A 26713-nucleotide genomic window follows, 5' to 3' on the forward strand; every position below is an offset into this window, starting at 1 on the left:
GCTTACTCGGTTTGGCCTGTCGCGCCCCGGTTTTTGATCAGGTTGATGCGGGTTCGTTAGGAACATCGGGAACGGGTGGGCGGCCGAACTGCCGGCGGAACGCCTCCACCGTGTAGCTCACCACGGTTGCCTCCCGCGGGGCGCGAACCGTCGCCGAGCGGGGGATCCGCACCATGGGTCCGAGCTGGCCGGCGTACTGGTCTGGTTTGCCGATCTTGAGCAGGCCGTCGCCGGCTCCGGCCGAGTCGGGGGCGATCTCCACCTCACCTTCGGTGACGACGTAGATCAGGTCCTCGACGCTGCCCTGTTCCAGCAGTACCGAGCCCGGTCCCAGCCGGACCGGCGCCTGCTGCGGGCGCGTCGGTACGGCGGTCGGCGACAGTTGGACGACGATGTCGGCCAGCGGGACGATCCGGGTGTCGTGGGTCGCGACCACCACAACACGGTCGCCGGCCGCCAGCATGCGCAGCAGTTGCACAACTTCGGCGGCCCGAACGTAGTCCAGTTGGGCGGTGGGTTCGTCGGCCAGGATCAGCGGCGGATCCAGCGCCAGGGCGCGCGCCACCGCCACGCGCTGTTGCTGGCCGCCACTGAGCTGCCCGGGGCGGTGGTGTGTGCGGTCGGCCAGACCGACCCGTGACAGCAGATCGCGGGCGCGTTCCTGGGCCGACCACTGGGTCCATCCGGCCGCCCACATCGGGACCATCACGTTCTCCAGCGCGGTCAGGCTCGGCACCAGATTGAACGCCTGGAAGACGATGCCCACCGTGCGCCGCCGGTAGGAGGTGATGTCACGGCGGCTGAGCGTGGTCACATCGGTGGCGCCGAACAGGATCTGCCCGCTGGTCGGGCTCAGGATGCCGCCCAAACACGACAACAGCGTCGTCTTGCCGCAGCCACTGGGACCGAGCACCACCACCAATGATCCGGCCGGGACATCGAGGCTCAGGCCGTGGATCGGACGGATCGGCTCGCCGCCGCCGGTGGCGTATTCGATGACCAGATCACGGATCCGCAGGTCGCCCACGAGTCACGGCCCTCCGAACGCCAGTACCGGATCCACGGCCACCGCGTGGCGCAGACCCGCGAGGCTGGCCAGCAGACCGATCCCCACCGCGGTCAGGATCAGCAGCGCGAACGACGAGCCGGTCACCGCCACCAGCATCGGAAACAGCGGTCCGATCGACACCGTCAAGACGCCACCGAGCACCGCTGCGGCCACCGCGACCACCACCGCTTGCAGCGCCAGCCCGGCCAGCACCAACCACGTGGTGACCCCCAGCGCCTTGAACACCGCGAAGTCGCGGGTGCGTTCCAGCGCAGACAGGTAGATCAGCGAGCCCACGATCAGGGCGGCGACCCCCCACAGCAGCACCGACATGTAGGTCAGGGCCATCTGTGCCCCCGCCAGCGGGCGGACCATGTCGTCGACGGCGGCGGCCCGGTCCACCACCCGGTAGCCCTCCGGCACGTGCGCGGCTGCGCCCCGCACGCCGATCGCCGAGACCACCGGCTGTCCCGAATACATCAGCCGCTGAGCGCCCCCCACGGTCAAGAAGCCATTGGGTTGGCCGGCCAGCGTGGTCGACTTCTCCACCAGGCCGACGATCCGCAGCTTGTCCGCTCCCAGTTCGATTTCGTCGCCGACGGCGCGCTTGAGCGTGGTCGACATCGCGATCTCGTTGGGCTCGGTCGGTGCCCGCCCCTGTGTCAATGGCGGCATCGCGGCCTTGGGCACGCCGTAGATGTTCACGTTCAGCGGCGACTGGCCGTCCTGCAGGATGGTGTTGCCGTAGACCACCGGCAGCGCCGCGTCCACGCCGGCGATTCGGGCGACGTCGCCGGCTTCGGCCTGCGGGAAGCGTGACGAGCCCATGAAGGGCCCGACCGCGGCCGTCTGGATCAGGTAGCCGTCGATGGCCAGGGAATCGACCACGTGCTCCGCCTCGACCCGGAATCCGTGCGTCAGTCCGGCCAGGACCAGGGTCAGGGCGAACACCATCGCGGTGCCCACCGCGGCGACGATGAAACGGCGCAGTCGCCACTGCAGATCTCGAAAGGCGGTGATTAACATCCGCACCACCGCGATGTTATCGCAGCTTGCGGCCGTGACGGCCATCTCGGCGTAAGGCCGGAAGAGCCTCCGCTAATCCGGAATTGCCGGTCAACCGCTACCTTTTGGACTACAAATACACACACGTACACACACGCCCCTTTCCCGAGCGCGGTGTACGCCCCAGGGAGGGGGTCGGTGATGGATTACGCTGCGCTGCCACCGGAGATCAACTCGTTGCGGATCTACACCGGGCCGGGTTCCGCGCCGATGCGCGCCGCTGCCGCCGCCTGGGGTGGGCTCTCCGCCGAACTGCACTCGGCGGTCGCATCCTATGAAGCGGTGATCGCCGAACTGACGGCCCAGGCCTGGCTGGGGCCGGCGTCTGAGGCGCTGACTCGGGCCGCCGCACGGTACGTGGCCTGGATGACGGAGACCGCGGCGCAGATCGACCACACGGCCGCACAGGCCAACGCGGCGGCGGCGGCCTACGACGCGGCGCACAGTGCGACGGTGCCCCCGTCGGTGGTGGGGGCCAACCGAGTCCAACTCCAGCTGCTGATCGCCACCAATGTCTTGGGCACCAACACCGCGGCGATCGCCGCCAACGAGGCCGAGTACGCCGAGATGTGGGCCCAGGACGCGGCCGCCATGTATGCCTACGCCGCCGCTTCGGCGGCCGCGACCGGTCTCGCACCGTTTCAGGCGCCACCGCAGACCAGCAATCCCGCGGGACCGGCCAGCCAGGCCGACTCGTCGTCGGACATCCAGTCCCTGCTCAGCCAGCTGGCATCGGGGATCGGCGGGTCGCCGAACAACTCGCTGCTGCAGACGGCGGCGGCCACGCTTCCCGGCGTGGCGCAGGGGCCCGATGACCTGCTGGTGTGGCCGAGCTTCTCGGACCTGTTCGGCGTGAGTGCGGTGTCGACGGCGGGGCTGGTCATGTCGATCGGCGCCTGGGCTGCGGGGGACGCCAGCACCCGCGAGATCTTGGCCGAGCAGGACCAGTTGCAGCTGGTGGAGTACGAGATCCTGCACAGCATCGAGCTGTTCTCCCCGTTGACACCGTCGCGGCCGCTGGTGCCCGGGGCGTCGCTGTCGGCGGCGATGGGCGAGGCGATCACCGCCGGGAACCTGTCGGTGCCGATCAACTGGGCGGCCAACGCCCCGGAGATCCGGAGTCTGTCGTACACCAAGCCGCTGGCGGGACCGGCCTTGGGCGGAGCGCCGGCGACGTCCCTGAGCGCTGCCGGTACCGCCTTCAGTCAGATGGCGTTGGCGGGCATGGGTGGCAGCGCCCTGGCGGGTTCGATCAGTCGCGGCCGCGGGGGTGCCGACGCGGAATCGAACGCGAAAGTGCAACTGCCTCAACGTGCGGCGGGCGCGGCGGCTGATTCGCCGGCCGGCGACACCGGGGACGCCCCCGGCCCGTCGCTGATGGGCATCGCCGCGGAGATCCGCGAATTCGCCGAGCTGCGGGATCGCGGGTTGATCACCAACGACGAGTACAACGAGCAGAAAATGCGCCTGTTAGGGCAGTGATCTAATTCCGCGTTTGCGGTTGATCTTCCGCACAAATACCGCCCTTGTGGACGCAAGTCTCGCTGGCTAAGCTCCGGCCACTCAGTGGTTGCCAGGGGTGAGGCGAGGGGGCGGGAAATGGTCGATTGGGGCAGTGCGGGTTGTCTCAGCAGGAACCGCAATACCCTCGCGGGGGTCTGCTTGGCGCTGGCGGTGGCACCCGTGTCACCGGCCTCGGCCGATGTCGAAGACCTGTTGGATCAGTTTTTCGACGTCGCGAGCCTGGGCGCTTCGTCGGTACCCGACGTCGCCACCGCCAGCGACCTGTGGGACGCCCAGGTCGGTGCCGATATCTACGTGTGGGCCTCGGCGGCTGAGACCGTCGTCGCCGGGCTGTCGCAGGACCAGCTGTACGCGTCAATTCACGATCTGGGCGAGCTGTGGATTCAGGGACCAGGTGTCCTGGTGGATCCGATCATCAACCCGCTCTTCGCTTTTGACGGCGCATGCGGGCTGATCTGCAACGGTGTCGACGGCACCGTGGACAGTCCCGACGGTGGCGACGGCGGCTGGCTGTTCGGCGACGGCGGCAACGGTTACAACCCCGGCGCCGACCAGAACACCGAGTTGGGGGTCAACGGCGGCGACGGCGGCGATGCCGGGATGGTCGGCAACGGTGGTTTCGGCGGCGACGGCGGGGCCAGCGCCAACGGCGGCGTCGGCGGGACCGGCGGCTGGTTCATGGGCAACGGCGGCGACGGCGGTTGGGGCGGTGACGGGCTCGACAGTGTCTCGGGGACTGCCGGCAACGGGGGCGACGGTGGGTTGGGCGGCGATGCGATCTCACTGTTCGGCGCGGGCGGACGCGGCGGTGACGGCGGTGATGGCGGCTGGGGCAACGATGGCGGCGACGGTGGCGATGGCGGCAAGGCTGCCGATGGCGGCGACGCCGTCATGGGCTTCAGTGGTGCCGGCGGTTCAGGCGGCTACGGCGGGAATGGTGGTGTCGGCACCGCAGATCACCCCAGCGGTGGCAACGGTGGCAACGGCGGTGCGGCCGGCAACGGCGGCGCCCTGCAGTTCATGGGTGACCCCGGTGCGGGTGGCTTCAGCGCGCCGGGCGGCAACGGTGGCGACGCCCTGGCCGGGTCGTTCGGCAACGGCGGAAACGGTGGACACGGCGGCGTGGGCGGAACGGGCGGGTACGGCGGCGTGCCGAGTCACGGCCGGGTCGGCGGTGACGGTGGCGACGGCGGCGCGGCGGGATCGCCTGCCGGCATAGCGGGCAACGGTGGCGACGGCGGCATCGGTGGAAACGGCATGGTCGGTGCGCCCGGCAGCGGGGAGAGTGGTGGCGGTGGCAAGGGAGGCAACGGTGGCGCCGGCGGCGCCGGCACGGTCGGGGACCCCATAGGAGGCACCGGAGGGCGCGGCGGGGATGGCGGTGACGCCGGAAACGGAGCGATTGCGGATGCGGCCGGATCCGGGGGCGCCGGTGGGGCGGGCGGCGCGGCCGGGCCCGGCGGGTCGGTCGGTCGCGGCGGCGACGGCGGCAATGGCGGCGTGGGCGGTCAGGCTCCTGCGCCGGGGGCAGGCGGTAAGGGTGGTAGTGGCGGAGCGGGCAACCCCGATGGCAGCGACGGTCAGTCCGGGCCGCCCGGCGGCTCGTGACCGGATCGGGTCAGCCGAGCTGATCCGGGCCTTCGGGTGCCGGCCAGTCATGCGGCAGCATCGGGATGGTGGGTCCGGTGGCGCTCTCGGCAATTGCGTGCAAACCGGTTGCCGCAGAGTATTTCTCATGCCCAGCAGTGCCTGAGAACCCCATCTGGACCGCGCCCTGCCGGTCGGCCAGAGCCTCCGGTGAGTTGAGGTATTCGTAGCGGTGTCCAGGGTCGGTCAGGGCCTTGCGCTGCCGGCGTCGGCGCGCCCGGTCTGTGGAGGCGCCGCCGCCCACTGTCGCCTCGACCGCGTCGCGACGCTGCTCCTGCGCAGAAACGCTCGAGCGTACTTTCATCGGCGTCCCGCTGGCCGGGCCGGCGCCCACCAGGTAGGGGAGGAATGCTGATTCAGTGCCGGTGAACGGCGGCGGAAGTGGCGGGGCGGCACCGGCCACGCCGGCGGCCGGCGCCAGCGCCGGCGGGGCCGGGGGACCTGCCGCGGCGGGAGCCGGCGATGCCGCCGTCGGGGCTGCCGCGGCAGCGGGCACGGGCTGTGCGGGGTTCGGAGAGGGCGCCGCAGGTGCGGCGGGTGCGTTGCTTACCGCCACGTCGGCCAGCCCGGTGACACCGACCACCCCACCGAGCGGCAACACGGGTGCGACCAAGCCGAGCATGGTTTCGGTCAGCGCGGTTACCGCCGGCGCCATTCCGAGCACGATCTCACCGGCGTAGTGCGGCGCGATGGTCATCAGCACCGGGTCACTGATCAGGCTGGTGAGGGGATTGTTGCTGGACAAGTCGGCCTGGATGGCCTCGTTGATCTCAGCGATCCGGGTGGTCCACCAGCTCTCCTGGTAGATGTTGCCGAAGTCCTGGGAGGGCGCCTGGCCGGTCCGGTGCTGGTGGTCGCGATGCTTCGGGGTGTCGGGATTGAGGACCGTGGGCGCGGTCGAAGCCGCCGGCGATGACGCCACCGCCGCTGCGGTCACCTCCTGATACGTCGACATCGTGGTTGCCGCCTGAACCCACATCCGGGTGTAGTCGGCCTCGTTGACCGCGATCGGAATCGCATTGATCCCAAAGAAGTTCGTCGCCACCAGTACGGCATGGAGGGCGTGGTTGGCGGCCAGCTCGCCCGACGTGGGCATGGCGGCCAGCGCGGACGTGTACGCGGTGGCGGCGGTCTGATGTTGAGCTGCCAACGTCATGCTGTCCGCGCCGGCTTTGGTCAGCCAGGCCAGATACGGAACATTCGCCGCGACATAGGATTCCGCGCTCGGGCCCTGCCATGAGCCCGCCTGTACGGCCGAGAGCAGGGTGGAAAGTTCTTGCGCCACTTCGGTGTATTCCGTGCTCAGGGCATCCCACATCGCGGCGGCTGCCAGCAGTGGTCCCGCACCCGGTCCGCTGCTCAGCAGAGCCGAGTGCACCTCCGGTGGCGAGGCCATCCAAATCGGCTCCGTCATGGTCGCCTTCCGCGCGGTGAACAGACGAAATCCTAAACCTCAAATCTTGACTATTTCCTGGGGATTTACTCGGGATGAGGATCCAAAGCGTGAATGGGGCCCGCAGATGCTTCGACGAGGCTATTGGGCGTCTGAACGCACCAGAAAGCCGCTCATGATCAGACTGCGTGCCAGTTCAATCTGTTGCGCGGTGGCCAGTCCGGGCAGTTCTCCGACCCGGAACGGCTCAGAGCATTCCGACACGAATCGCATCGCGGACGCGTGGTCCGCGCCGGCGGTGACGATCAGCTGCGCGAACTGCAGGCCGACGCCGTCGGCCGTCGTGGTCACACGCGAGTACAGCGGGTGCTGCTTTCGAACCCAGGTATCGACGTCGAGCCCGACGGTGTCGCTGACCTGCCCGACGACCGGACAACGGGCGCGCCGCAGCAGAAAATCCTGCATGGCGCCAAGGCCTTCCGCGACGGCGTCGGGGGACCCGACCACGGACAGGCCGGAACTGATCAATGAGCTCAGGCTCGACTGCACCTGCGCATCGTCCAGGTGGCGTGCCGGCAGTCGAGTGTGCACGACGTCATCACGCAGGCTCAACAGGTGTAAGGCGTGGGTCAGCAGCGTGAGCACCGTCGGGACGTGGATGCCGACGGTCAGGTGCAGCGACGGTTCGGCCCCCGTCTCCGCGGAGTGCACAACGCCTCGCGGCAGGTAGAGGGTGTCTCCCGCCTGAAGGTGCAGACTCGTCGGCTCCGGCAGACCAGCGGGGTCGACCTCGTACATCCGCTGCATCAGGTGCGGCGACACCGGGTCGTCGCCGTAGAGATACCAGGTCTTGCTGCCCTGGACCTGCAACACCAGCACGTCGTGGTGGTCGTAGTGCGGCAGGAAGCCCGTGGCGGTCGCCGGGGTGATGTAGGCGTTGACGTGGGTCGGAAAATTCAGCTCGACCTCGACGCCGTGGGTCAGCGTCGACATGGAGCGCAGGTACTTCTCGATGTTGTTGCAGATGATCGTGTAGCCGCTGTCGGCCGCGGCGCGAACACGCGCCACGTCCAAGGTGCCGTCGGGCAGCGTGTACTGATCGGCCTCCAAGTGATCGGCGCCGCGTACCAGGCGCACCGCAGGCGGCTCGGTACGCAATGCCGCCAGCAGACGATCCACCGCCGACGGGCCGGCCAGCAGGCGGTCGAAGTAGTCGGCGCGGCCCCGGCGGATGTGGTGCGGGCTGACGCCCCACAGCTCATCGAGGAAGGTCTCCACCGTCACCGGCCCCAGCAGCCAGGCGAGCGGAGCGTCCGGGCTCTCCGGGATCGCGAAGCCCGACACCGGCCTCAAGCGCGGGTCAACAACAAGGTGTGCGGCACGCCGGCGCGTCCGAGCAGCTGACGCCACGGCGCCTTCAGCAGGCCCACCGCCTCCTCGGTCGGCACGATTCGCGGATTCGTGACCGCGAAGGTCTTCCCGCCGACTTTGACCCGGCCGGCGTCGGCGGCCTGCAGATTCTTCACCCAGTCGCGGCCGGTCCCGTACGGCAGCAGCACCGCCACGCCGTCGGCGGTGTGGAACATCGAGACCGGGGTGCGGTAGACCGTGCCGGAGCGCCGGCCGGTGTGCTCGACGATCGACCACATCGGCACCCAGCCGCAGAACGGGCGGAACAGAGGATTCGTCACGACGCGGTTGAACCGGGCACGCCGGTCAGAGAACCGCACCACTCAGCCCTGCCGGGTCAGCAGCACGGCCTGCTCGAACGGCAGCCGCGCGAAGACCTTGCGGGTGCGCGGGCTCACGTGCTCGGCGGCCTCGGCCCTGCTCACCACCCGCGGCGCGGTCACGCCGAACGTCTTGCCGTGCCGGCGCATGGTGCCACCCCCGGCGGCCGTGATGTTCTTCAGCCAGTCCCGGTCCGGACCGTAGGTCAGCAGAATGGCCACCCCGTCGTCGGTGCTGAACACGCTCAGCGGGGTCCGGTAGGGCTTGCCGGAGCGCCGCCCGACGTGCTCGAGGATTCCGAACGTCGGCGCCCAGCCTGCCCACATTCGCTGGATCGGGTTGGTGACATGCCGGTTGAACCGGGCCAGCCGCTGTGGTAACTGCATGACTGCCATCCAACCCTGGCCGTCGACCCACTTCAACCCTCAACTACACCCTGTAGTCGAGCGATGCCGCGCGAGCTGGGACACTGGTCGCGTGGGTATTGCGGATCGAGCCACAGCGGTGTCGGAGCGATTGTTCGCCGAGGCCTGCGCGGTGATTCCCGGCGGCGTCAACTCCCCGGCCCGGGCGTTCGCCTCGGTGGGGGGCACGCCCCGCTTCATCACCGAGGCGCAGGGCTGCTGGCTGACCGACGCCGACGGCCACCGCTACGTGGACCTGGTCTGCTCCTGGGGCCCGATGATTCTGGGTCACGCCCACCCCGCGGTGGTGGCGGCGGTCCGTGAGGCCGCCGGCGCCGGGCTGTCCTTTGGGGCGCCGACGCGCACCGAGACCGAGCTGGCTGCCGAGATCATCGCCCGGGTGCCCGCCGTGCATAAGGTCCGGCTGGTCAATTCCGGCACCGAGGCCACCATGAGCGCGCTGCGGCTTGCCCGCGGCTTCACCGGCCGAGCCAAGGTCATCAAGTTCTCCGGCTGCTACCACGGCCACGTCGACGCCCTGCTCGCCGATGCCGGCTCCGGGGTGGCCACCCTGGCGCTGCCGTCGTCGCCGGGGGTCACCGGCGCCACCGCCGCCGACACGATCGTGTTGCCCTACAACGACGTCGACGCGGTCCGTGCGGCCTTCGTCGAGTTCGGCGACCAGATCGCCGCCGTCATCACCGAGGCCAGCCCCGGCAACATGGGCGTGGTGCCGCCGTCGCCCGGTTTCAACGCCGAGCTGCGGTCCATCACCGCCGAGTACGGGGCACTGCTGATCATCGACGAGGTGATGACCGGCTTCCGGGTGAGCGCCCGCGGTTGGTATGGCATCGACCCGGTGGAGGCTGACCTGTTCACCTTCGGCAAGGTGATCAGCGGCGGGCTGCCGGCCGCGGCATTCGGCGGCCGGGCCGAGGTGATGGATCGGCTGGCACCGCTGGGGCCGGTCTATCAGGCCGGCACGCTGTCGGGAAACCCGGTGGCCACCGCGGCCGGCCTGGCCACGCTGCGCACCGCCGACGACGACGTCTACGCCGCGCTGGACAAGAACGCCGACCGGCTGACCGCGATGCTGGCCGAGGCGTTCACCGCTGCCGGAGTGCCGCACCAGATCCCCCGCGCCGGAAACATGTTCAGTGTGTTCTTCGCCGACGAACCCGTCACCGACTTCGCCGCCGCCCGCGCCAGTGCGACCTGGCGTTTCCCGGCGTTCTTCCACGCCATGCTGGAAGCCGGTGTCTACCTGCCCTGCAGCCCCTTCGAGGCATGGTTCGTCTCAGCCGCCCTGACCGACGAGGCCTTCGACCAGATCGCCGCTGCGCTCCCCGCCGCGGCACATGCCGCCGCGACCACCCCGGAGCCGAAATCCTGATGGCAGAAGAGACCCGCGTACACCTGATCCGCCACGGCGAAGTCCACAACCCCGACGGCATTCTGTACGGTCGGCTGCCCGGTTTCCGGCTCTCCGACACCGGCCGCGCCCAAGCCGTCGCCGCCGCCGAACTGCTGGCCGGCCGCGACATCGTCGCGGTGATCGCCTCGCCGCTCCAGCGCGCCCAGGAGACCGCCGCCCCGATCGCCGCGCGTCACGACCTGGCCATCGACACCGACGAGGACCTGATCGAGTCGGCCAACTTCTTTGAGGGCAAGCGTGTTTCGCCCGGCGACGGTGCCTGGCGCAACCCGCAGTTCTGGTGGCACCTGCGCAACCCGTTCACCCCGTCGTGGGGCGAACCGTATGAGCAGATCGCGGCTCGGATGGCTGCCGCGGTGAAAAGGGCGCGCGCTCGCGCGGCCGGCCGCGAGGTGGTGTGCGTCAGTCATCAGCTGCCGGTCTGGACTGCGCGCCTGCACCTCACCGGCAAGCGGCTCTGGCACGACCCGCGCCGGCGGGAGTGCGGCGTGGGGTCGGTGACCACGTTGATCTACGACGGTGATCGTCTCGTCGACGTCGATTACCAGGTTCCGGCCGGCGGCTGACGATGCGGGCAGTGCTGATCGTCGGGGCAGTGCTGGCCGCGCTGATCTCGGGCTGCTCGGTCGGCGACGACGCCGTCACCCACGGCGGCACCTTCGAATTCGTCTCGCCCGGCGGCAAGACCGACATTTTCTACGATCCCCCGCAGGACCGCGGCCGGCCCGGCCCGATCTCCGGGCCCGACCTGATGGACCCATCGCGCACCATCAGCCTCGATGACTTCGAGGGCAAGGTCGTCGTCATCAACGTGTGGGGGCAGTGGTGCGGACCCTGCCGTACCGAAATCAGCCAGCTGCAAAAGGTTTACGACGACACCCGGTCCCAGGGCGTGGCGTTCTTGGGCATCGACGTCCGGGACCCGGAGCCGCAGGCGTCGCGCGACTTCATCTCCGACCGTCACATCACCTATCCCTCGATCTACGACCCGGCGATGCGCACCATGATCGCGTTCGGTGGCCGCTACCCCTCGTCGGTGATCCCGGCAACCATGGTGCTCGACCGGCAGCATCGGGTCGCGGCGGTGTTCCTGCGTGAGGTTCTGGCCGAAGACCTGCAGCCGGTCGTGCAGCGACTGGCCGCCGAGGCGGCGCCGTGAGCGGCTTCACCGCCACCGCCACCACCGGTCCGCTGCTGCTGGCCGTCGCCGTGTCGGCCCTGGCCGGGCTGGTGTCGTTTGCCTCGCCGTGCGTGGTGCCGTTGGTGCCGGGATACCTGTCTTACCTGGCGGCGGTGGTGGGCGTCGATGAGACGCCGCGGGCCGGAGCACTGGAGCCCCCGCCCGGCGCCCGGTGGCGCGTGGCCGGGTCGGCGGCACTGTTCGTCGCCGGGTTCACGGCGGTGTTCTTGCTGGGCTCGGTGGCCGTATTGGGGATGACCACCACGTTGATCACCAATCAGGTGCTGCTGCAACGAATCGGTGGCGCGGTGACGATTCTGATGGGCTTGGTGTTCATCGGGTTCGTTCCGGCGCTGCAGCGTCAACTGCGCTTCACGCCGGCCCAGCTGTCCACCGTGTTGGGGGCGCCGCTGCTGGGCGCGGTGTTCGCGCTCGGCTGGACCCCGTGCCTGGGGCCCACCCTGACCGGGGTGATCGCGGTCGCCTCGACCACCGACGGTGCCGGGGTGGCCCGCGGGGTGGTGCTGGTGATCGCCTACTGCCTGGGGCTGGGCATTCCGTTCGTGGCGCTGGCGTTCGGGTCGGCCAGCGCGGTGGCCGGGCTGGGTTGGCTGCGCCGGCACACCCGGGCGATCCAGGTGCTGGGCGGTGTGCTGTTGATCGCCGTCGGGCTCGCCCTGGTCACCGGCGTGTGGGACCACTTCGTGGCCGCGGTTCGCGACGGACTGGTCTCTGATGTCAGGCTGCCGATCTGATGACCACCCCACTTTTTTCACCGCGAGCAGACGCGAAAGCCCCCAAATTGGCGCGCTTTAGGGGGACTTCACGTCTGCTCGCCGGGAAGATCCGCAACACCTGGCGGGCGCTGACGTCCATGGGCACCGCCCTGGTGCTGCTGGTGCTGCTGGCACTGGCCGCCATTCCCGGGGCACTGCTGCCGCAACGCAGCCTCAACGCCGCCAAAGTCGAGGAATATCTGGCGCTGCACCCGGTCCTGGGACCCTGGCTGGACCGGCTGGAGGCTTTCGACGTCTTCTCCAGTTTCTGGTTCACCGCCATCTACGTGCTGCTGTGCGTATCGCTGATCGGCTGCCTGACCCCGCGGACTTTCGAGCATCTGAGAAACCTGCGCGCCACCCCGGTCGCCGCACCGCGCAACCTGTCTCGGCTGCCCAAGCACGCGACGACGCAACTGGCCGGTGACGCCACCGAACTCGGCGCCCAGATGGCCGCAGAGTTGCGCGGCTGGCGCCGGATCACGCGCTCCTCGGACACCGGGGTCATCGAAATCTCGGCGGAGAAGGGCTACCTGCGCGAATTCGGCAATCTGATCTTCCATTTCGCGCTGCTGGGGCTGCTGGCCGCCGTCGCGCTCGGCCGCATGTTCGGCTACGAAGGCAACGTGATGGTCATCGCCGACGGCGGACCGGGATTCTGCTCGGCGTCGCCGGCAGCGTTCGACTCCTTCCGGGCCGGCGCCACCGTCGACGGAACCAAGCTGCACCCGCTGTGCGTGCGGGTCAACGACTTCACCGCCGACTACCTGGTCTCCGGGCTGGCGACGTCCTTCACCGCGCATATCGACTACCAGGCCGGTGAGGACCTGCGCACCGATCAGTGGCGGCCCTACCTGCTGGAGGTCAACCATCCGCTGCGGGTCGGCGGCGTGCGGGCGTACCTGCAGGGACACGGCTACGCACCCACCTTCACCGTGACGTTCCCGGACGGACAGACCCGCAGCCAGACGGTGCAGTTCCGCCCGGACAACCCGCTGACGCTGTTGTCGTCGGGTGCGGTCCGCATCGATCCCCCGGCCGGGGTCTACCCCGACGCGACCGAGCGCCGCAAACACCAGATCGGCATTCAGGGCCTGTTCGCCCCGACCGAACAGCTCGACAATCGACTGCTGTCGTCGGCGTTCCCCGCGATGAATGACCCCGCGGTCGCGATCGACGTCTACCGCGGCGACACCGGGCTCGACACCGGCCGGCCGCAGAACCTGTTCACGCTGGATTCCCGGCTGATCGACCAGGGCCGGCTGACCAAGGTGGCCCGGTCCAACCTGAAGGCCGGTGAGCAGATCCGCCTCGACGACGGCACCACGGTGCGCTTCGACGGTGCGGTGCCGTTCGTCAACATCCAGGTGTCGCACGACCCGGCCGAGATCTGGGTGCTGGTGTTCGCGATGACGATGATGGCGGGGCTGGTGGTGTCGCTGCTGGTGCGCCGCCGCCGGATCTGGATTCGGATCACCCCCGCCGCATCGACGGACCCGGGATCCGCTTCGCCCCCGACCGAGGCCCCTGGGCAGGCCGGTACGGTGAACGTCGAGCTGGGCGGGCTGGCTCGCACCGACAACGCCGGCTGGGGTGACGAGTTCGAGCGATTGCGCACACGGCTGTTCGGCAAGGAGACGTAGGTGTGAATACGAGTCATATCGACATCGGGCTGGCGCGCTACTCCGACTGGGCGTTCACCTCGGCGATGGTCGTGCTGGTCCTCGCGCTGCTGTTGCTCGCCGTCGAACTGGCCTCCAGCCGTGGCCGCACACCTGTCGAGACCGAGCTGGTCTCCGCCGGCGGTGTGCGCTCCGACAGCGCCACGCCGGGCGTGGTGCTACCCGCACCGCGACGGCCCCTGGGCGAGCGGGTGGGCCGGGCCGGTCTGGCCCTGGTCTACCTGGGTATCGCCCTGCTGCTGGCCTGCATCGCTTTCCGCGGCGCCGCCACGCTGCGCCCGCCGTGGGGCAACATGTACGAGTTCATCAACCTGACGTGCTTCTCCGGGCTGGTGGCCGCCGCCGTGGCACTGCGCCGGCCGCAGCACCGCAGCCTGTGGGTGTTCGTGCTGCTGCCGGTGCTGATCCTGCTGACGGTCTCCGGGCGCTGGCTCTATGCCACCGCCGCGCCGGTCATGCCCGCGCTGCAGTCCTACTGGCTGCCGATCCACGTGTCGGTGGTCAGCATCGGTTCCGGGGTGTTCCTGGTGGCCGGGATGGCCAGCATCCTGTTTCTGATCCGCTCGTCACGGCTCAGCGATCCGGACGCGCCGGGGGCCCTGGCGCGCATGGTGCGCCGGCTGCCCGATGCCCAGACCCTGGACCGCATCGCCTACCGGACCACGATCTTCGCCTTCCCGGTGTTCGGCTTCGGGGTGATCTTCGGGGCGATCTGGGCCGAGGGCGCGTGGGGCCGCTACTGGGGCTGGGACCCCAAGGAGACGGTGTCGTTCATCGCCTGGGTGGTCTACGCCGCCTATCTGCATGCCAGGTCGACCGCGGGGTGGCGCGATTACAAGGCGGCGTGGATCAACGTGGTGGGGTTCGCGGCGATGATCTTCAACCTGTTTTTCGTGAACCTGGTGACCGTCGGCCTGCACTCATATGCCGGAGTCGGCTAATCCAGCTGACAGTTTCCTTTATGACAGCTGCGCTACCCTGCGGTTAGCGACGTCCTTGACGTCCTGACCAGTGCGACAGGGGGAGATACAAGTGTCCGACCATGCACCCGGTGATGTCACAGCGAGCCACGATGTGACGGATCATCCGACCACCCAGTTCCGGCCGCTTCAGCACGTCAGCCAGGCAGCCGATGGCCCCTCGGACGCTTCCGAGCCCGGGGCCACCGGGTCGTTCAGCCCGCGGCCCCAGGGCGAGGAGACGCGCTCCTTCGGCGGTTTCCGCACCGAGCGCCGGTTCTCCGAACCGGTCGACCCATGGCCGCCGGCGCCCGCGGAGGCCCCATCGCAGCAGCAGTCCTGGAGTTCAGGCGCATCGACCACATGGGTTCCGCAGCCGATGGAGAATCCCGCTCCGGTTTACCTCGGCGGCAGTTCCGGCAGTGCCGCCGGTGGCGGCGGGCAGGCACCGTATCGTGCTTCTGAGCCCATCGCCCCGTTCTCCGATCTGTCCACCACCTCACTGTTGCGGCAGGTCAAGCCGCCGCCGACGTCGGGCTGGCGTCGCCTGCTCTACGTGCTGTCCGGACAGCTGATCAATGTGGGCGAGAGCCCGCGCACCATCCGCTTCAACGACTTGGTGAACCAGGTGAACCGGCCGCTGCAGGGCTGCCACCGCATCGCGGTGCTGTCACTGAAGGGCGGCGTCGGCAAGACCACCATCACCGCGACCCTGGGCGCCACATTCGCCTCCATCCGAGGTGACCGGGTGGTGGCCGTGGATGCCAACCCCGACCGCGGCACGCTGAACCAGAAGGTGCCGATGGAGACCCCGGCCACGGTCCGGCACCTGCTGCGCGACGCGGAGGGCATCCAGCGCTACAGCGATGTCCGCAGCTACACCAACCAGGGCCCCAGCCGCCTGGAAGTGCTCGCCTCCGACACCGACCCGGCGGTCTCCGAAGCATTCAGCGCCGAGGATTACGCCAGCACCCTGCAGGTCCTGGAGCGGTTCTACAGTCTGGTGCTCACCGACTGCGGCACCGGTCTGATGCACTCGGCCATGTCAGCGGTGCTCGCCAAGGCCGACACCATGATCGTGGTCAGCTCCGGCTCGGTCGACGGCGCCCGCAGCGCCTCGGCGACGCTGGACTGGCTCGACGCGCACGGTCACGAAGACCTGGTGCGTAACTCGATCGCGGTGATCAACGCGGTGCGGCCACGCTCGGGCAAGGTCGACATGCAGAAGGTGGTCGACCACTTCTCCCGGCGCTGCCGCGCGGTGCGGTTGGTGCCGTTCGACCCGCATCTGGAAGAGGGCGCGGAGATCGATCTGATGCGGCTCAAGAGGGAGACGCGCGAGGCACTGGTCGAGCTGGCTGCGGTGGTTGCCGAAGCGTTTCCGGGCGACAGCCGGTTCAACCAGCACTTCGTCTAGCTCGGGGCCGGATCAGGCCCGGGTGGCAGCCCTAGGGCTGGTTGTCGCCGTGGCTGATCCGCCAGAGGAACTCCGGGTCGTCGTCCGGCCCGATGACGCGCGTCTTCGGCCGGGCGCGGGTGGCGCGCAGGCTGAGATACACCAGCGTTCCCAGAGTCAGGATGAGGAGCAGGTAGAGCACTCGCGACACCTCCTGGCGTCGAATATACCGGTAAGCGAGGTTATGCAGGTCACGCCCGCCAGTAAGCTTGATGACCGTGGCAACAGGTCGGGCCCCGGTGGGCCGTGCGGTAGTCGATGTGGCGGTGTACTCGGCGGCGCGGCTGGCGCTGGTGGTTGCGCTGACGGCGGTCATCTACGGTCTGGGCCGGCTGCTGGGGCTCAGCGATTTTCCGCCGATCATCGCCGCGATGCTGGCCCTGATCGTCGCGCTGCCGCTGGGAATGTGGATTTTCACACCGCTGCGTAAACGCGCGACCGAGAGCCTGACCGTCGCCGGTGAGCGTCGCCGCCGGGAACGTGAGCAGTTGCAGGCGCGGCTGCGTGGGGACGCAGAGGGCGACGACTAGGAGCTGTCCGTGACTCGCCGCGAGGTCAACGGCGCTTAGAAGGCGATCACTCCGCGGATATTTTTGCCGGCGCGCAGATCCTGCATGGCTTCGTTGATCTGGTCCAGCTTGTATCTCTGGGTGACCAACTCGTCGAGTTTGAGGTTTCCCGCTTCGTACATCGACAGCAGCCGTGGCATCGCCTCGCGCGGGTTCATCTCCCCGTAGAGAACGCCTTTGAGCGTCTTACAGGAGCTCACCATGTCCGGCAGAATCAGCGGCACCATCATGTCGGAGACCTTCGCCATGCCGGTCAGCACGCAGGTTCCGCCCTTGCGCAGCAGCATCATGCCCATCATCACCAGCTCCGGCGGTACCACACCGGGGGACAGCACGACCCGATCCGCCATCACCCCCCAGGTCAGTTCCTTGACCAGTTCGAGAGCGGCGGCGGCGTCCGGGGCGGTGTGGGTGGCGCCGAAGCTCGGGGCGACCTCGCGTTTGAACTCATTGGGATCCACCGCGACGATGTGCTTGGCGCCGGCGGCCTTGGCTCCCTGCACGGCGTTCATGCCGATACCGCCGACCCCGCAGACCACCACGGTGTCGCCGACCTCGGTACCCGCGGCAACGGAGCCCGAACCGAAACCCGTTGTCACACCGCAAGACACCAACGATGCGGCCTCCAGCGAGATCCAGTCGTTGATCTTGACCAGCGAACGTTCTGAGGCAACGACATACTCGGCGAACGTGCCGACCTGCATCATGGCCATGAGATCTTCGCCGCCCAGATGACGGCGCCGGGTGTGGTCGGTGGTCATCTCCTTGCTGTAGATGTCGGCGCCGACATCGCACAGGTAGGTATGACCGGTCACGCAGAACCGGCAACTGCCGCATGCCGGAAAGAAAGAGACGGCCACATGGTCGCCGGGCTTGAGGGTGGTGACGCCGGGTCCCACCTCTTCGACGACGCCTGAGCCCTCGTGTCCCCCGAGCATGGGGAACCATTCGGGCACCGGCACGCCGGCAGCCCGCATCATCTCCTCCATCTCGGCGCTGGGCACGCTGTCGCCGGAATAGAAGTGCTCATCGGAGTGGCAGATGCCGGCGTAGGCCATTTTCACCAGCACTTCACCCGCTTTGGGCGGGTCGAGCTCTATTTCGCTGACTTCCCAGTCGATTCCGACGCCGGGCAGCACCGCCGCTGCACACTTCATGATGCCGGCCAACCGACGGTCTTGGTCTCGGTGAAAATCTCCAGACCCTCGAGACCGCACTGGCGTCCGATCCCCGACTGTTTGTAGCCGCCGAACGGTGCATCGGCGCCGTACCACAGCCCGCCGTTGATGCCGAGAGTGCCGGTACGTATTCGGCTGGCCACGGATTTGGCGCGCTCCAGATCATTGGCGAACAGAACCCCGGACAACCCGTAGATGGAGTCGTTGGCGATTCTGACCGCCTCGTCGTCGTCGGCGAAGCCGATGACCGACAAGACGGGTCCGAAGATCTCTTCCTGGGCAATGGTCATCTTGTTGTCGACGTCGGCGAAAATCGTTGGCTCGACGAAGAATCCCCGGGGGGTACTGGCCGGAACTCCGCCACCGGTGACCAGCCGGGCGCCCTCGTCCTTGCCCTTCTGGATGTAGCCGAGTACCCGTTCCTGCTGCCGTTTGGACACCTGGGGCCCCTGAAGGACGGACGGGTCGGTCGGGTCGCCGTACTTGTTTCTCTCCATCGCGGCCTTCACGAGCTCCACGGCCTCGTCGTAACGCGAATGGGGGACCAGGAGACGGGTGGGCATCGCGCAGCCCTGGCCGGCGTGCATGGAGATGAAGGCGCTTCCGCCGACCGCCCCGCTGATGTCGCCCTCATCTTCGAGGATCAGATACACCGATTTCCCGCCGAGCTCGAGGAAGGTCGGCTTGAGGGTCTGTGCGGCGGCCGTCATGATGCGCCGGCCGGTGGCGGTGGATCCGGTGAAGGCGACCATATCCACCAGGGGAGACGTCGAGAGCACCTCGCCGACCAGGTGATCCGACGACGGCACGATATTGATGACGCCGGGTGGGATATCGGTCTGTTCGGCGATGATCCGGCCGATCCGGGTCGCATTCCACGGGGTGTCGGGCGCCGGTTTGAGCACCATGGTGTTGCCCATGGCCAGAATGGGGCCGATCTTGTTGAGGATGATTTCGACCGGGAAGTTCCACGGTGTGATCACCCCGACCACCCCGATGGGCTCCTTCCACACCTCACGGGCGGTGGGGGCGCCGATACCGAACGCATCCTTGTCGGGAAGGGAACGCTTCCAGGGGAATTGACCGATCATGTCGGTCGGCCAGGTGAGCGCTTCCTTGAGGGGTACGTCGAGCTGGGGACCGTAGGTGCTCAGCAGCGGGCACCCGGCCTCGGCGATCAGTTCCGCACGCAGTTCTTCACGTTCGGCTTCCAGTGCCGCCTGCAGTTGCCGAAGCCCGGTTGTCCGCAAGTCGGGGTTGCGCGACCAGTCGGTGTTGTCGAAGGCATGCCGCGCCGCGGCCACGGCCCGCTCCATATCGGCGCGGGTACCGTCCGCGGTGCTGCCCAGAACTTCCTCGGTCGCGGGGTTGATGTTGTCGAACTGATGTCCGGTCTCGGACTCGACGAGTTTGCCGTCGATGAGCATGCGGGATTCGTGAGCCATGCGGGTGCTGTCCTTTACCAGTGTCGAAGCTCTTTGACCGCCGAAGACGGCCGGGGGGCGAGTGTCAGATACGGAATGAAACTGCTGTTGCCGCAGACCAGTACGGAGTGCACGACATCGGCCAGGTGTTCGGCGTCGACCAAGCCGCCCTGCATCTCGCCTCGTTCCATCCACAGCCGGATGGCCTTCTCGAAGGCGGCGGGTTCCCAGTTCTTGTTGAATTCGGTCTGCGAGTCGCCCTGACCACCGAAGCTGTCGCCGACTGCGAGCCGGGTGAAACCGATGTTGGGGTGTTCGATGCGCCAAGCCTCGACGAGCTTGTCGAGCGCGGCCTTGGTCACCGCGTACGCGCCGAGCAGGGGCCAGGGATTGGTGTAGGAGGCGCTCAGCGAGGACAGGTAGACGGCGGATCCTCCTGACGCCGCCAGATGTGGCGCTGCCGCAGCGGTGGCCAGCGATGCGCCGGTGACGTTGGTCGCGAACATCTGGGCCCACTGCGTGGCGTCGAGGTCTGCCAGCGGTGCCAGGATGCCCATCCCGGTGGTGTAGACGATGGCGTCCAAACCACCGAATGTGTCGGCCACCGTGGCCATTGCGGACTGGCACGATTCGGACTCGGTGACGTCGCAGACCACACCGACCGCTCCGTTGCCGGCCTCGTCGGCGGCTTTGGTGAGCCGCTCGAGGCGCCGGGCGAGAAAGGCGACGCGGGCGCCTTTGGCGGCCAGGCCCATGCCGATGCAGCGGCCCAGCCCGGCCGAGGCTCCCACCACCGCCACCCGCAGCGGCTCGGTTCGGTCAGCCATTCAGCTCTCCCCCAGTGGCGTGGTCCGATGGGCCTGGACGGTCATGAGCCTCCTCTGTATCGCAGAGAACGAAATTATCACGTTGTAGAAACCTCCACTAACCAAATCCGATAATTACGATTTTCGTCACTGCGGCAGGTATCTACCGCAGGTGTTGTGTGCTAGGGCAACAACGTATTTCGGTCGTCTGCGCTGAAGCTCATCAGTAGACGATTGAAGACCCGGGCCGCGCGTTCGCGGGCTTGGTCGGGTTGGTCGGCATGGGCCACGAGCAGGGCTGCCTCCTCTAACGCCGAAACCAACATATGGGTCAGTTCGGTGACCGGCTGGTCGCCGATGATGCCCTCGGCGATGGCGTCGCGCACCGCCTCTTCGATGAGCGCAATGCTGTTGCCCTCCTGGATGGCGCGAAGCGTCTCCCAGCCCAGCACGACCGGACCGTCGAGCAGCATGATGCGCTGAACTTCCGGTTCGAGTGCGGCGTCGAGAAAACCGTGCAGCCCGGTGCTGAGTCGCGCCCAGGTATCCGTCCCCGGCGGTGGCGATGCCAATGACCGCAGTGTCAGATCGCGTTCCACTTCCTCGAACACCGCGCGGAACAGTTCCGACTTGTCTTTGAAGTGGTGATAGAAGGCCCCGCGGGTTCCCACGCCGGATCGCTCGACCAAGTCGCCGATGCTGGTGTTGAAGTAACCCTTCTCCACAAACAAAATGCGACCTGCATCAATGAGGTTGCGCCGCGTCTGATCGCCTCTTTCGCGGCGTTCGTCGTCGGTGCCTCCGCGCCTGGCCATGAGGGCGATCCTAGCAACATTCATCATGTATGTTGCCGGTATGGCTGACGAGAAGGATCGGGCTTACGGCGCGGTCGCTCCGCTGAAGGTGGGTCTGCTCAACGACTATCCGACGAAGGGCGACACCGACAACGACACCCTTGCAGCTCTGACGCTGGTGATGGAGGAAGCGCACGCGACCGGCCTGATCGATCGTCCGGTGGAGATCGTCCGACGGGACGTGGTGGGCCTGCCCAACGGGACGTACCACGTCGTCGAACGGGCCTTCGACGAGCTCGTCGCCGAAGGCTGCCTGGCCATCTTCGGGCCCTGGGTGTCGGACAACGTGGTCCCGCTTCGACCGCATGTCGACGCCACGGCGCGTACCCCGATCATCACGTTGTCCGGTTCGGAGGGCGCGCTCGGGGAGTGGAGTTTCGCGCTGAACAACGGCTCGATGGCCGAGGAGCCGGTGATGCTGGCGGCAGTGATGATCGGCGACGGTCGCAAACGGATCGCCATCGCCTATGAGTCCTCGCTGATCGGCAAGGAGTACCTCGCGTTCTCTGAGAAGGCGTACACCGCAGCCGGTCTCACGATCACCGCAACGGTGGCGATTCCCCAGGTGGAGGCGGAGAAAGAGGCAGCAGTCGAGCAGTTGCGGGCCACCAACCCCGACGCGCTGGTGCATGTGGGGTTCGGTCACGGACTCTGGGGGTTCTCCGATGCGCTGTTGAGTGCCGGCTGGGATCCGCCGCGATACACGACCACCGCCTTCGAGATGGCGCATATCAACGCCGAGTGGATGTGGCAGCTGCGTGGCTGGATCGGCTTGGACAGCTATGACGAGCGCAATATGGTCGGCCAGCGCTTTCTGGACAGGTTCGAAGCCAAATACGGCCGACGTCCCGGACATTCGATGCCGGGCCTGGCCCATGATGCGGCGACCGTGATCGCTCGCGGCCTGTCGGCGGCCCGCCCGTTGACCGGGGACGGCGTGCGCGCCGGCATCGAGCAGGTGAAGCTGATCCCGGCGGCCAGTGGTGCACCGGGAACGTTCTTGCGCTTCGGCCGCTACCTTCGCCAGGGCTGGCTGGGTTCGGACTATCTGGTGGCACGCCGCGTGGTACCCGACGGCAGCGCACACGTCTTCCATGCCGTGCCCAGCGACAACATCGCCCGCGCAGTGGGCCTCAGCTCAGGCTAGCCGGATGGCGCCGAACACCGGCGCGGTCACGATGCCCGGCGGCTGGGCGAGCACATATGGGACGGCGCGCACCGCGCTCATCGCGATCATCAGATGGCCGGGCATGGTTTCCGTCCCGCTGGGCCCGTCCCCCACGTCGAGCTGCAGCGTGAAGCTGGGATCTCCCCTGATCTCCGCGCGGATCAGCGGCACGTTCTCACCTGGTTTCAGCGGGCTCAGACCCCACTGCGGCAGATCGCGCGTCAGAACCCATTCCTCGTGGATGGCCAGCAGCGCCCGGCCCGCCCAATGCCCGACCCAGGAAAAGCGTTGTCCGACAACGGTCCCTGCCTCGATGGTCCCGGCCTTCACCTCGATGTCATGGGGCAGTGTCGTGGCATCGACGGACACCTCGACGCTGTCGAGTTCGATCCCCAGCACATCGGCGGTGGCGTTCAGCGCTTGGCGGTAGGCGATGTCGAGCTTTTTGACGATGGGGGAGTCGATGCTGACGTCGGCCGGCGGGCGTCCCATACCCATCAGGTCGAACAGCATGGGACGACTGTCCACCCCGGAAACATCGGTCGCTTCGTAGAGGTCGATTCTGTCGACGGTCTTGCTCAACCCGGTCACGGTCGCCACCAGGCGTTCGAACATGAAGCCGGGATTCTCGCCCGCGGCATGGAAGCGGGCACCGCCGGTGCGGCAGGCTGCGACGAACGCCGCTTCGGTGTCCGCACCATAGGTGGGTAGGTGGTTATACGACGTCGTGGTGATGACGTTGATTCCCGCTTCCAGCAGTCGGCAGATATCCGCGGCGTTGGTGTCCACCGCATGGGCCTTGCTGGCGGTATGTATCACCACGTCCGGGCGCAGCTGCGCGATCCGGTCCTTGTCGGTGGTTGCCAGGACGCCGGTCGTCGGCGGCAGACCGCAGAGCGCGCCGGCATCCACGCCTTCCTTGGCCGGGTCGTAGACCAGCACACCGGCCAGGTGGAAGTCGGGCTTCTCGATGATCTCCCGCAGCGCCGCGCGCCCGACGGCGCCGGTCGCCCACTGAACCACTCGTGGCGTCAATCAATCACTCCTGGTTGGGCATTAGCGGACGGCTCATGCCTGGCGCCCATCAACATACATCATGTACGTTGACAACCGACAGGATGAATGTTGAGCCTGTCGGCGCAACGGTGGGAGTTATCGCGTGGTCCAGCAGGCAAGCGTGGAGGAACTCGAACAGGGTGTTCGCGACGCTCAACGCAGATTCAACGAAGGAATGGGCGCAGACGGCGACGCGTCGCCCTACCCCCTCCTCAAGACGCTGCGTGAACAGGCCGCAGTGCATCCCGGCTGGCCCGAGATGGGGCTGGCCGGCAAAGACACCGACGGACCGCAGACCTTCACGGCCTACTCCTTCGATGCGGTCAAAGCGGTATTCACCGACAACCTGACCTTCAGTACGCGTTGCTACGAGAACGTGGTGCGTCCGCTGCAGGGCCCGACCATCCTGGAGATGCAGGAGCCCGAACACGCCACCTATCGCAGGCTGCACGAGTTCGCCTTCGCGAGGTCATCGATGAAGAGATGGGACGGCGAACTCGTCGGACCCCTGGTGGACCGCACCATCGCCGCGTTCAAGGCCGACAAACAGGCGGACCTCGTCGACGCCGTCTTCTCACCGATCCCGGTGCGGGTGATCGCCGCCCTTCTGGGACTTCCCGAAGCCGACGTGCTGTGGTTCCATCGGCTGGCGATCGACCTCCTGGGCTTTCGTGCCGATATGGACACCGCGATGAACGCCTCAGCGCAGCTGCGCGAGTACTTTGTGGAAATCCTTGCGGAGAAGCGGCGTAAGCCGGGCGACGACATGGTCTCGATACTGGCTGCCGCGGAAGTCAACGGCGTCAAGATGTCCGATGAGCAGATCTACGGTTTCATGCGAAATCTGTTGCCGGCCGGGGCTGAGACCACAGCCCGCTCCACCGCCAGCCTGGCGCTGGCACTGTTGACCCACCCCGATCAGCTCGAGGCGGTGCGTGCGGATCGCAGCCTGTTGCCCCAGGCCATCGAGGAGGGGATTCGCTGGGAGACTCCGTTGTTGAACTTCATGCGGGAAGTCACCTGCGACACCGAGTTGGCCGGGGTCCGCATTCCGCAGGGATCGACGATGATGCTCAGTCTGGGCAGCGCCAACCATGACGAGACTCGGTGGGAGCAGCCGGAGGAATTCGACATTTTCCGGGAACGCAAGCCGCACCTGGGTTTTGCCCACGGCGCACACGTATGTCTGGGAATGCATCTGGCCCGCTTGGAAACCACCAAGATCTTCCAGGCGCTCTTCGACGAACTGCCCGGTCTTCGGCTGGATCCCGATGCGGCACCGCCGTACATATCGGGAACCATATTCCGGTCACCGCCGCGACTCGACGTCATCTGGGACTGAGAAGAGGCGGCGCATGACGCGAGTGATCCAGTGGGCCACCGGCGTGACCGGCATGATGTCGTTGCGGCACGTTATCAACCGGCCCGATCTGGAGCTGGTGGGAGTGCGCGTCTACGACCCGGCCAAATCGGGGGTAGACGCCGGAGAACTCTGCGGGCTGCCACACACCGGAGTGAGGACGACCGACGACCGGGACGCGCTCATCGCGGCAGATGCCGACATCGTGCTCTACATGGGAAAAGTCGAGACCGACACCCCGGGCTGCTTCCGCGACGTCTGCGACCTGCTCGCCTCCGGCAAGAACGTGGTCGCCACCGGCAGCAGATTCGTCCACCCCCGCTCACTGGACGCCGGACTGGCGGATGGCATCGAATCCGCCTGCCGCGCGGGCTCGTCGTCCTTCCTCGGCCTGGGCCTGTACCCAGGATTCATCGGAGAATCGCTCGCGCCGGTCCTGGCGCGCCTGGCCGCACACACCACCCACATCGGGGTGCGGGAGGTGTTGAACTACTCGACCTATGCCAGCCACGATCTGATCTTCAACGCCATGGGTTTTGGCCACCTGCCGGATGACACCACGCCACTGCTGTCCAATCCGGAATACGCCGCGATCGCCTGGATCGGCAGCGCAACCGTATTGACCGAGGCGCTCGGCCTGGAGATCAAGGGGTACAAGGGGTACCGCGAAGTGGTCACCACACCTCGCGCGCTGACCGTGGCCGCCGGTCACATACCCGAGGGCACCGTGGCGGCAATGCGCTTCGGCGTGCATGTCGATTGTGGCGAGCTCACCCTGTCGGTCGAGCATCTGACCCGGATGGCCGATGACCTGGCGCCGGCCTGGCCGACCGACATCGGCTACCAGGTGACCTTCTCCGGAGAACCCGACATGCGGCTGCAGTTCGTGATCGGCTCCGAGGGCCAAGACCATGCCGAGCAGGGCTGCCTGGCGACCGCCATGCACGCCATCAATACCATCCCGACGGTGCTTGCCGCGGCGCCGGGACTCTACGACCTGTCGACCATAGAGCCGTATCGCGTGGGGGGACGGTGAGGTGCGCAAATCGATTGTCCCGCTTGAAGTCAAGCGGGGGTAGCTGCGTGATAATATCAATTCTCGTTATTCGTTAAACAATGCTCTCGCAATCATGAGATCGAAGGGATGCTGCTGATGGAGGACGTGCTGGGCTACGCAGGGCAGTCCGTTGTGGTGACCGGTGCGGCATCGGGCATGGGGGAGGCCACCGCCCGCATCCTCTCCGATCTCGGCGCGGAGGTCACAGCGCTCGACATCAAGCCCACCAGCGCAAAGGTCGCCCGCACTCTGACGATCGACCTTCGGGACCGGACGAGTATCGAAGAGGTCGCGGCATCGATCGACGGTCCCATCGACGGTCTGTTCAGCTGCGCCGGCCTGCCGGGACCGCCGTTCAGCGAATGGGACACCATCCTGGTCAACTTCGTCGGGGCACGCCATCTTGCCGAACAGCTGGTGCCCAAAATGTCCGAGGGATCGGCGATCAGTGTGATTTCGTCGTCGGCCGCCATCGGATGGCAGAACCACATCAAGACCGTCACCGGCCTGCTCGAGACGGACGGTTTCGACGGCGCCGTGGAGTGGTTGAAGGCGAACGAGAGCAAGTGGTCGTGGAGTGGATACGCCTATTCCAAATACGTCATCGATGCGTGGGTGGGCTGGTGGTACCCCGAGCTCGGGCGAAAGGGCATCCGCATCAACTGCATCAACCCCGGTCCCACCGAGACCGCGATGATGCCGGTGTTTCAAGACTCTTTCGGTAAGAAGACGCTGGACGATGCTGTCGGGCCGGTCGGACGTTATTCCAGGCCCGAGGAGCAGGCCTGGCCCCTGGTGTGCCTCGGCAGTCGCAGACTCAGCTACGTAGGCGGTACGGTGCTGTGGACCGACGGGGGATGGAACGGCGCCGTCACGATGGACCGCCACAATGCGGAATGGACTGACACCGCAGCCGACCAGATGGCTAAGAAGAGCTGAGG

At 67.5% G+C, this 26713-nt stretch carries 26 protein-coding genes; 14 read left to right on the forward strand and 12 right to left on the reverse strand.

Annotated elements, in window-relative coordinates; genetic code table 11:
• Positions 1–37: 37 nt before the first annotated feature.
• Entirely contained in the window at positions 38–1027 is a 990-nt protein-coding gene (locus tag AWC18_RS09610) for an ABC transporter ATP-binding protein (protein WP_085138534.1), read from the reverse strand.
• Between the two features lie 3 nt (positions 1028–1030).
• Positions 1031–2074 carry an ABC transporter permease gene (locus AWC18_RS09615; RefSeq protein ID WP_085138669.1) on the reverse strand — a complete coding sequence of 348 codons (1044 nt, stop codon included), beginning with the start codon at positions 2072–2074 and terminating at the stop codon, positions 1031–1033.
• A 180-nt stretch (positions 2075–2254) separates the two neighbouring features.
• Between AWC18_RS09615 and AWC18_RS22205 the strand changes: the two genes are divergently transcribed.
• Together AWC18_RS22205 and AWC18_RS22210 are read left to right on the forward strand one after the other, a co-directional pair.
• Positions 2255–3595, forward strand: a complete 1341-nt coding sequence (locus tag AWC18_RS22205; RefSeq protein WP_085138536.1) for a PPE family protein, SVP subgroup — start codon at positions 2255–2257, stop codon at positions 3593–3595.
• 192 nt (positions 3596–3787) lie between these two features.
• The gene (locus tag AWC18_RS22210) at positions 3788–5245 is read left to right on the forward strand and encodes a PGRS repeat-containing protein (protein WP_165757989.1); all 1458 of its coding nucleotides are present in this window, start codon (positions 3788–3790) and stop codon (positions 5243–5245) included.
• Between the two features lie 10 nt (positions 5246–5255).
• On the opposite strand, the gene AWC18_RS09635 is transcribed toward AWC18_RS22210, so the two are convergent.
• From AWC18_RS09635 to AWC18_RS09650, 4 genes are all read right to left on the reverse strand, one after another.
• On the reverse strand, positions 5256–6698 hold the full coding sequence (locus AWC18_RS09635; protein ID WP_085138538.1) for a PPE domain-containing protein: 1443 nt from the start codon (positions 6696–6698) through the stop codon (positions 5256–5258).
• Positions 6699–6818: 120 nt separating this feature from the next.
• Positions 6819–8021, reverse strand: coding sequence for a JmjC domain-containing protein (locus AWC18_RS09640; RefSeq protein WP_234806475.1), 1203 nt, complete (start codon positions 8019–8021; stop codon positions 6819–6821).
• 5 nt (positions 8022–8026) lie between these two features.
• Positions 8027–8326: a nitroreductase family deazaflavin-dependent oxidoreductase gene (locus tag AWC18_RS09645; protein ID WP_234806490.1), complete on the reverse strand. Its 300-nt coding sequence runs from the start codon at positions 8324–8326 to the stop codon at positions 8027–8029.
• A gap of 84 nt (positions 8327–8410) precedes the next feature.
• On the reverse strand, positions 8411–8794 hold the full coding sequence (locus AWC18_RS09650; RefSeq protein WP_064997267.1) for a nitroreductase family deazaflavin-dependent oxidoreductase: 384 nt from the start codon (positions 8792–8794) through the stop codon (positions 8411–8413).
• A 91-nt stretch (positions 8795–8885) separates the two neighbouring features.
• Between AWC18_RS09650 and hemL the strand changes: the two genes are divergently transcribed.
• The 7 genes from hemL to AWC18_RS09685 all read left to right on the forward strand — a co-directional run bounded on the left by hemL (position 8886) and on the right by AWC18_RS09685 (position 16261).
• Positions 8886–10205, forward strand: coding sequence for a glutamate-1-semialdehyde 2,1-aminomutase (hemL, locus tag AWC18_RS09655; RefSeq protein ID WP_234806476.1), 1320 nt, complete (start codon positions 8886–8888; stop codon positions 10203–10205).
• Positions 10205–10813: a histidine phosphatase family protein gene (locus AWC18_RS09660; RefSeq protein ID WP_064997216.1), complete on the forward strand. Its 609-nt coding sequence runs from the start codon at positions 10205–10207 to the stop codon at positions 10811–10813. The genes hemL and AWC18_RS09660 overlap by 1 nt, the downstream gene beginning before the upstream one ends.
• A 2-nt stretch (positions 10814–10815) precedes the next feature.
• Complete coding sequence (locus tag AWC18_RS09665; RefSeq protein WP_064997217.1) at positions 10816–11406, forward strand: TlpA disulfide reductase family protein; 591 nt, start codon at positions 10816–10818, stop codon at positions 11404–11406.
• Positions 11403–12182 carry a cytochrome c biogenesis CcdA family protein gene (locus AWC18_RS09670; RefSeq protein WP_085138540.1) on the forward strand — a complete coding sequence of 260 codons (780 nt, stop codon included), beginning with the start codon at positions 11403–11405 and terminating at the stop codon, positions 12180–12182. The genes AWC18_RS09665 and AWC18_RS09670 overlap by 4 nt, the downstream gene beginning before the upstream one ends.
• The gene (gene resB / locus AWC18_RS09675) at positions 12182–13846 is read left to right on the forward strand and encodes a cytochrome c biogenesis protein ResB (protein ID WP_085138542.1); all 1665 of its coding nucleotides are present in this window, start codon (positions 12182–12184) and stop codon (positions 13844–13846) included. The genes AWC18_RS09670 and resB overlap by 1 nt, the downstream gene beginning before the upstream one ends.
• 2 nt (positions 13847–13848) lie before the next feature.
• A complete protein-coding gene (gene ccsB, locus AWC18_RS09680; protein ID WP_064997220.1) occupies positions 13849–14826 on the forward strand; it encodes a c-type cytochrome biogenesis protein CcsB in 978 nt (325 codons plus the stop codon).
• Between the two features lie 85 nt (positions 14827–14911).
• A complete protein-coding gene (locus AWC18_RS09685) occupies positions 14912–16261 on the forward strand; it encodes a nucleotide-binding protein (protein ID WP_082961021.1) in 1350 nt (449 codons plus the stop codon).
• 31 nt (positions 16262–16292) lie between these two features.
• Here AWC18_RS09685 and AWC18_RS21070 read toward each other — a convergent pair whose 3' ends face one another.
• Complete coding sequence (locus AWC18_RS21070) at positions 16293–16442, reverse strand: hypothetical protein (protein ID WP_109470315.1); 150 nt, start codon at positions 16440–16442, stop codon at positions 16293–16295.
• Positions 16443–16512: 70 nt separating this feature from the next.
• Here AWC18_RS21070 and AWC18_RS09690 point away from each other — a divergent pair, with 70 nt between their 5' ends.
• Positions 16513–16830 carry a DUF4229 domain-containing protein gene (locus tag AWC18_RS09690; protein WP_064997222.1) on the forward strand — a complete coding sequence of 106 codons (318 nt, stop codon included), beginning with the start codon at positions 16513–16515 and terminating at the stop codon, positions 16828–16830.
• A 35-nt stretch (positions 16831–16865) separates the two neighbouring features.
• Here the strand turns inward: AWC18_RS09690 and AWC18_RS09695 are convergent, their stop codons facing one another.
• From AWC18_RS09695 to AWC18_RS09710, 4 genes are all read right to left on the reverse strand, one after another.
• Positions 16866–18026 carry an NDMA-dependent alcohol dehydrogenase gene (locus tag AWC18_RS09695; protein ID WP_064997269.1) on the reverse strand — a complete coding sequence of 387 codons (1161 nt, stop codon included), beginning with the start codon at positions 18024–18026 and terminating at the stop codon, positions 16866–16868.
• On the reverse strand, positions 18023–19492 hold the full coding sequence (locus AWC18_RS09700) for an aldehyde dehydrogenase family protein (protein WP_234784401.1): 1470 nt from the start codon (positions 19490–19492) through the stop codon (positions 18023–18025). The genes AWC18_RS09695 and AWC18_RS09700 overlap by 4 nt, the downstream gene beginning before the upstream one ends.
• A gap of 14 nt (positions 19493–19506) precedes the next feature.
• A complete protein-coding gene (locus AWC18_RS09705; RefSeq protein ID WP_064997223.1) occupies positions 19507–20298 on the reverse strand; it encodes an SDR family oxidoreductase in 792 nt (263 codons plus the stop codon).
• A gap of 161 nt (positions 20299–20459) precedes the next feature.
• Positions 20460–21092 carry a TetR/AcrR family transcriptional regulator gene (locus AWC18_RS09710; RefSeq protein ID WP_064997224.1) on the reverse strand — a complete coding sequence of 211 codons (633 nt, stop codon included), beginning with the start codon at positions 21090–21092 and terminating at the stop codon, positions 20460–20462.
• A 40-nt stretch (positions 21093–21132) separates the two neighbouring features.
• Between AWC18_RS09710 and AWC18_RS09715 the strand changes: the two genes are divergently transcribed.
• Positions 21133–22278, forward strand: coding sequence for an ABC transporter substrate-binding protein (locus AWC18_RS09715; protein ID WP_085138544.1), 1146 nt, complete (start codon positions 21133–21135; stop codon positions 22276–22278).
• Here AWC18_RS09715 and AWC18_RS09720 read toward each other — a convergent pair.
• On the reverse strand, positions 22270–23334 hold the full coding sequence (locus AWC18_RS09720; protein ID WP_234806477.1) for an NAD(P)H-dependent amine dehydrogenase family protein: 1065 nt from the start codon (positions 23332–23334) through the stop codon (positions 22270–22272). The two genes, AWC18_RS09715 and AWC18_RS09720, sit on opposite strands and share 9 nt — an antisense overlap.
• Before the next feature lie 196 nt (positions 23335–23530).
• Between AWC18_RS09720 and AWC18_RS09725 the strand changes: the two genes are divergently transcribed.
• The 3 genes from AWC18_RS09725 (at position 23531) to AWC18_RS09735 (ending at position 26711) form a co-directional block, all read left to right on the forward strand.
• Positions 23531–24697 carry a cytochrome P450 gene (locus AWC18_RS09725; protein ID WP_085138672.1) on the forward strand — a complete coding sequence of 389 codons (1167 nt, stop codon included), beginning with the start codon at positions 23531–23533 and terminating at the stop codon, positions 24695–24697.
• A gap of 13 nt (positions 24698–24710) precedes the next feature.
• Positions 24711–25751 carry an NAD(P)H-dependent amine dehydrogenase family protein gene (locus AWC18_RS09730; protein ID WP_085138546.1) on the forward strand — a complete coding sequence of 347 codons (1041 nt, stop codon included), beginning with the start codon at positions 24711–24713 and terminating at the stop codon, positions 25749–25751.
• 108 nt (positions 25752–25859) lie between these two features.
• The gene (locus tag AWC18_RS09735; RefSeq protein ID WP_234806478.1) at positions 25860–26711 is read left to right on the forward strand and encodes an SDR family oxidoreductase; all 852 of its coding nucleotides are present in this window, start codon (positions 25860–25862) and stop codon (positions 26709–26711) included.
• Positions 26712–26713: the final 2 nt, after the last annotated feature.

Source organism: Mycolicibacter nonchromogenicus (genome assembly GCF_002101775.1).
In the GTDB taxonomy this organism is placed as follows: Bacteria; Actinomycetota; Actinomycetes; order Mycobacteriales; family Mycobacteriaceae; genus Mycobacterium; species Mycobacterium nonchromogenicum.

Coding starts and splice junctions, on each gene's coding strand:
- AWC18_RS09615 (WP_085138669.1), bottom strand. CDS start 2,074: ATGTTAATCACCGCCTTTCGAGATCTGCAGTGGCGACTGCGCCGTTTC.
- AWC18_RS22205 (WP_085138536.1), top strand. CDS start 2,255: ATGGATTACGCTGCGCTGCCACCGGAGATCAACTCGTTGCGGATCTAC.
- AWC18_RS09635 (WP_085138538.1), bottom strand. CDS start 6,698: ATGACGGAGCCGATTTGGATGGCCTCGCCACCGGAGGTGCACTCGGCT.
- AWC18_RS09645 (WP_234806490.1), bottom strand. CDS start 8,326: ATGTGGTCGATCGTCGAGCACACCGGCCGGCGCTCCGGCACGGTCTAC.
- AWC18_RS09650 (WP_064997267.1), bottom strand. CDS start 8,794: ATGCAGTTACCACAGCGGCTGGCCCGGTTCAACCGGCATGTCACCAAC.
- AWC18_RS09660 (WP_064997216.1), top strand. CDS start 10,205: ATGGCAGAAGAGACCCGCGTACACCTGATCCGCCACGGCGAAGTCCAC.
- AWC18_RS09665 (WP_064997217.1), top strand. CDS start 10,816: ATGCGGGCAGTGCTGATCGTCGGGGCAGTGCTGGCCGCGCTGATCTCG.
- resB (WP_085138542.1), top strand. CDS start 12,182: ATGACCACCCCACTTTTTTCACCGCGAGCAGACGCGAAAGCCCCCAAA.
- AWC18_RS09690 (WP_064997222.1), top strand. CDS start 16,513: ATGACCGTGGCAACAGGTCGGGCCCCGGTGGGCCGTGCGGTAGTCGAT.
- AWC18_RS09695 (WP_064997269.1), bottom strand. CDS start 18,026: ATGAAGTGTGCAGCGGCGGTGCTGCCCGGCGTCGGAATCGACTGGGAA.
- AWC18_RS09700 (WP_234784401.1), bottom strand. CDS start 19,492: ATGGCTCACGAATCCCGCATGCTCATCGACGGCAAACTCGTCGAGTCC.
- AWC18_RS09705 (WP_064997223.1), bottom strand. CDS start 20,298: ATGGCTGACCGAACCGAGCCGCTGCGGGTGGCGGTGGTGGGAGCCTCG.
- AWC18_RS09710 (WP_064997224.1), bottom strand. CDS start 21,092: ATGGCCAGGCGCGGAGGCACCGACGACGAACGCCGCGAAAGAGGCGAT.
- AWC18_RS09715 (WP_085138544.1), top strand. CDS start 21,133: ATGGCTGACGAGAAGGATCGGGCTTACGGCGCGGTCGCTCCGCTGAAG.
- AWC18_RS09725 (WP_085138672.1), top strand. CDS start 23,531: ATGGGCGCAGACGGCGACGCGTCGCCCTACCCCCTCCTCAAGACGCTG.
- AWC18_RS09730 (WP_085138546.1), top strand. CDS start 24,711: ATGACGCGAGTGATCCAGTGGGCCACCGGCGTGACCGGCATGATGTCG.
- AWC18_RS09735 (WP_234806478.1), top strand. CDS start 25,860: ATGCTGCTGATGGAGGACGTGCTGGGCTACGCAGGGCAGTCCGTTGTG.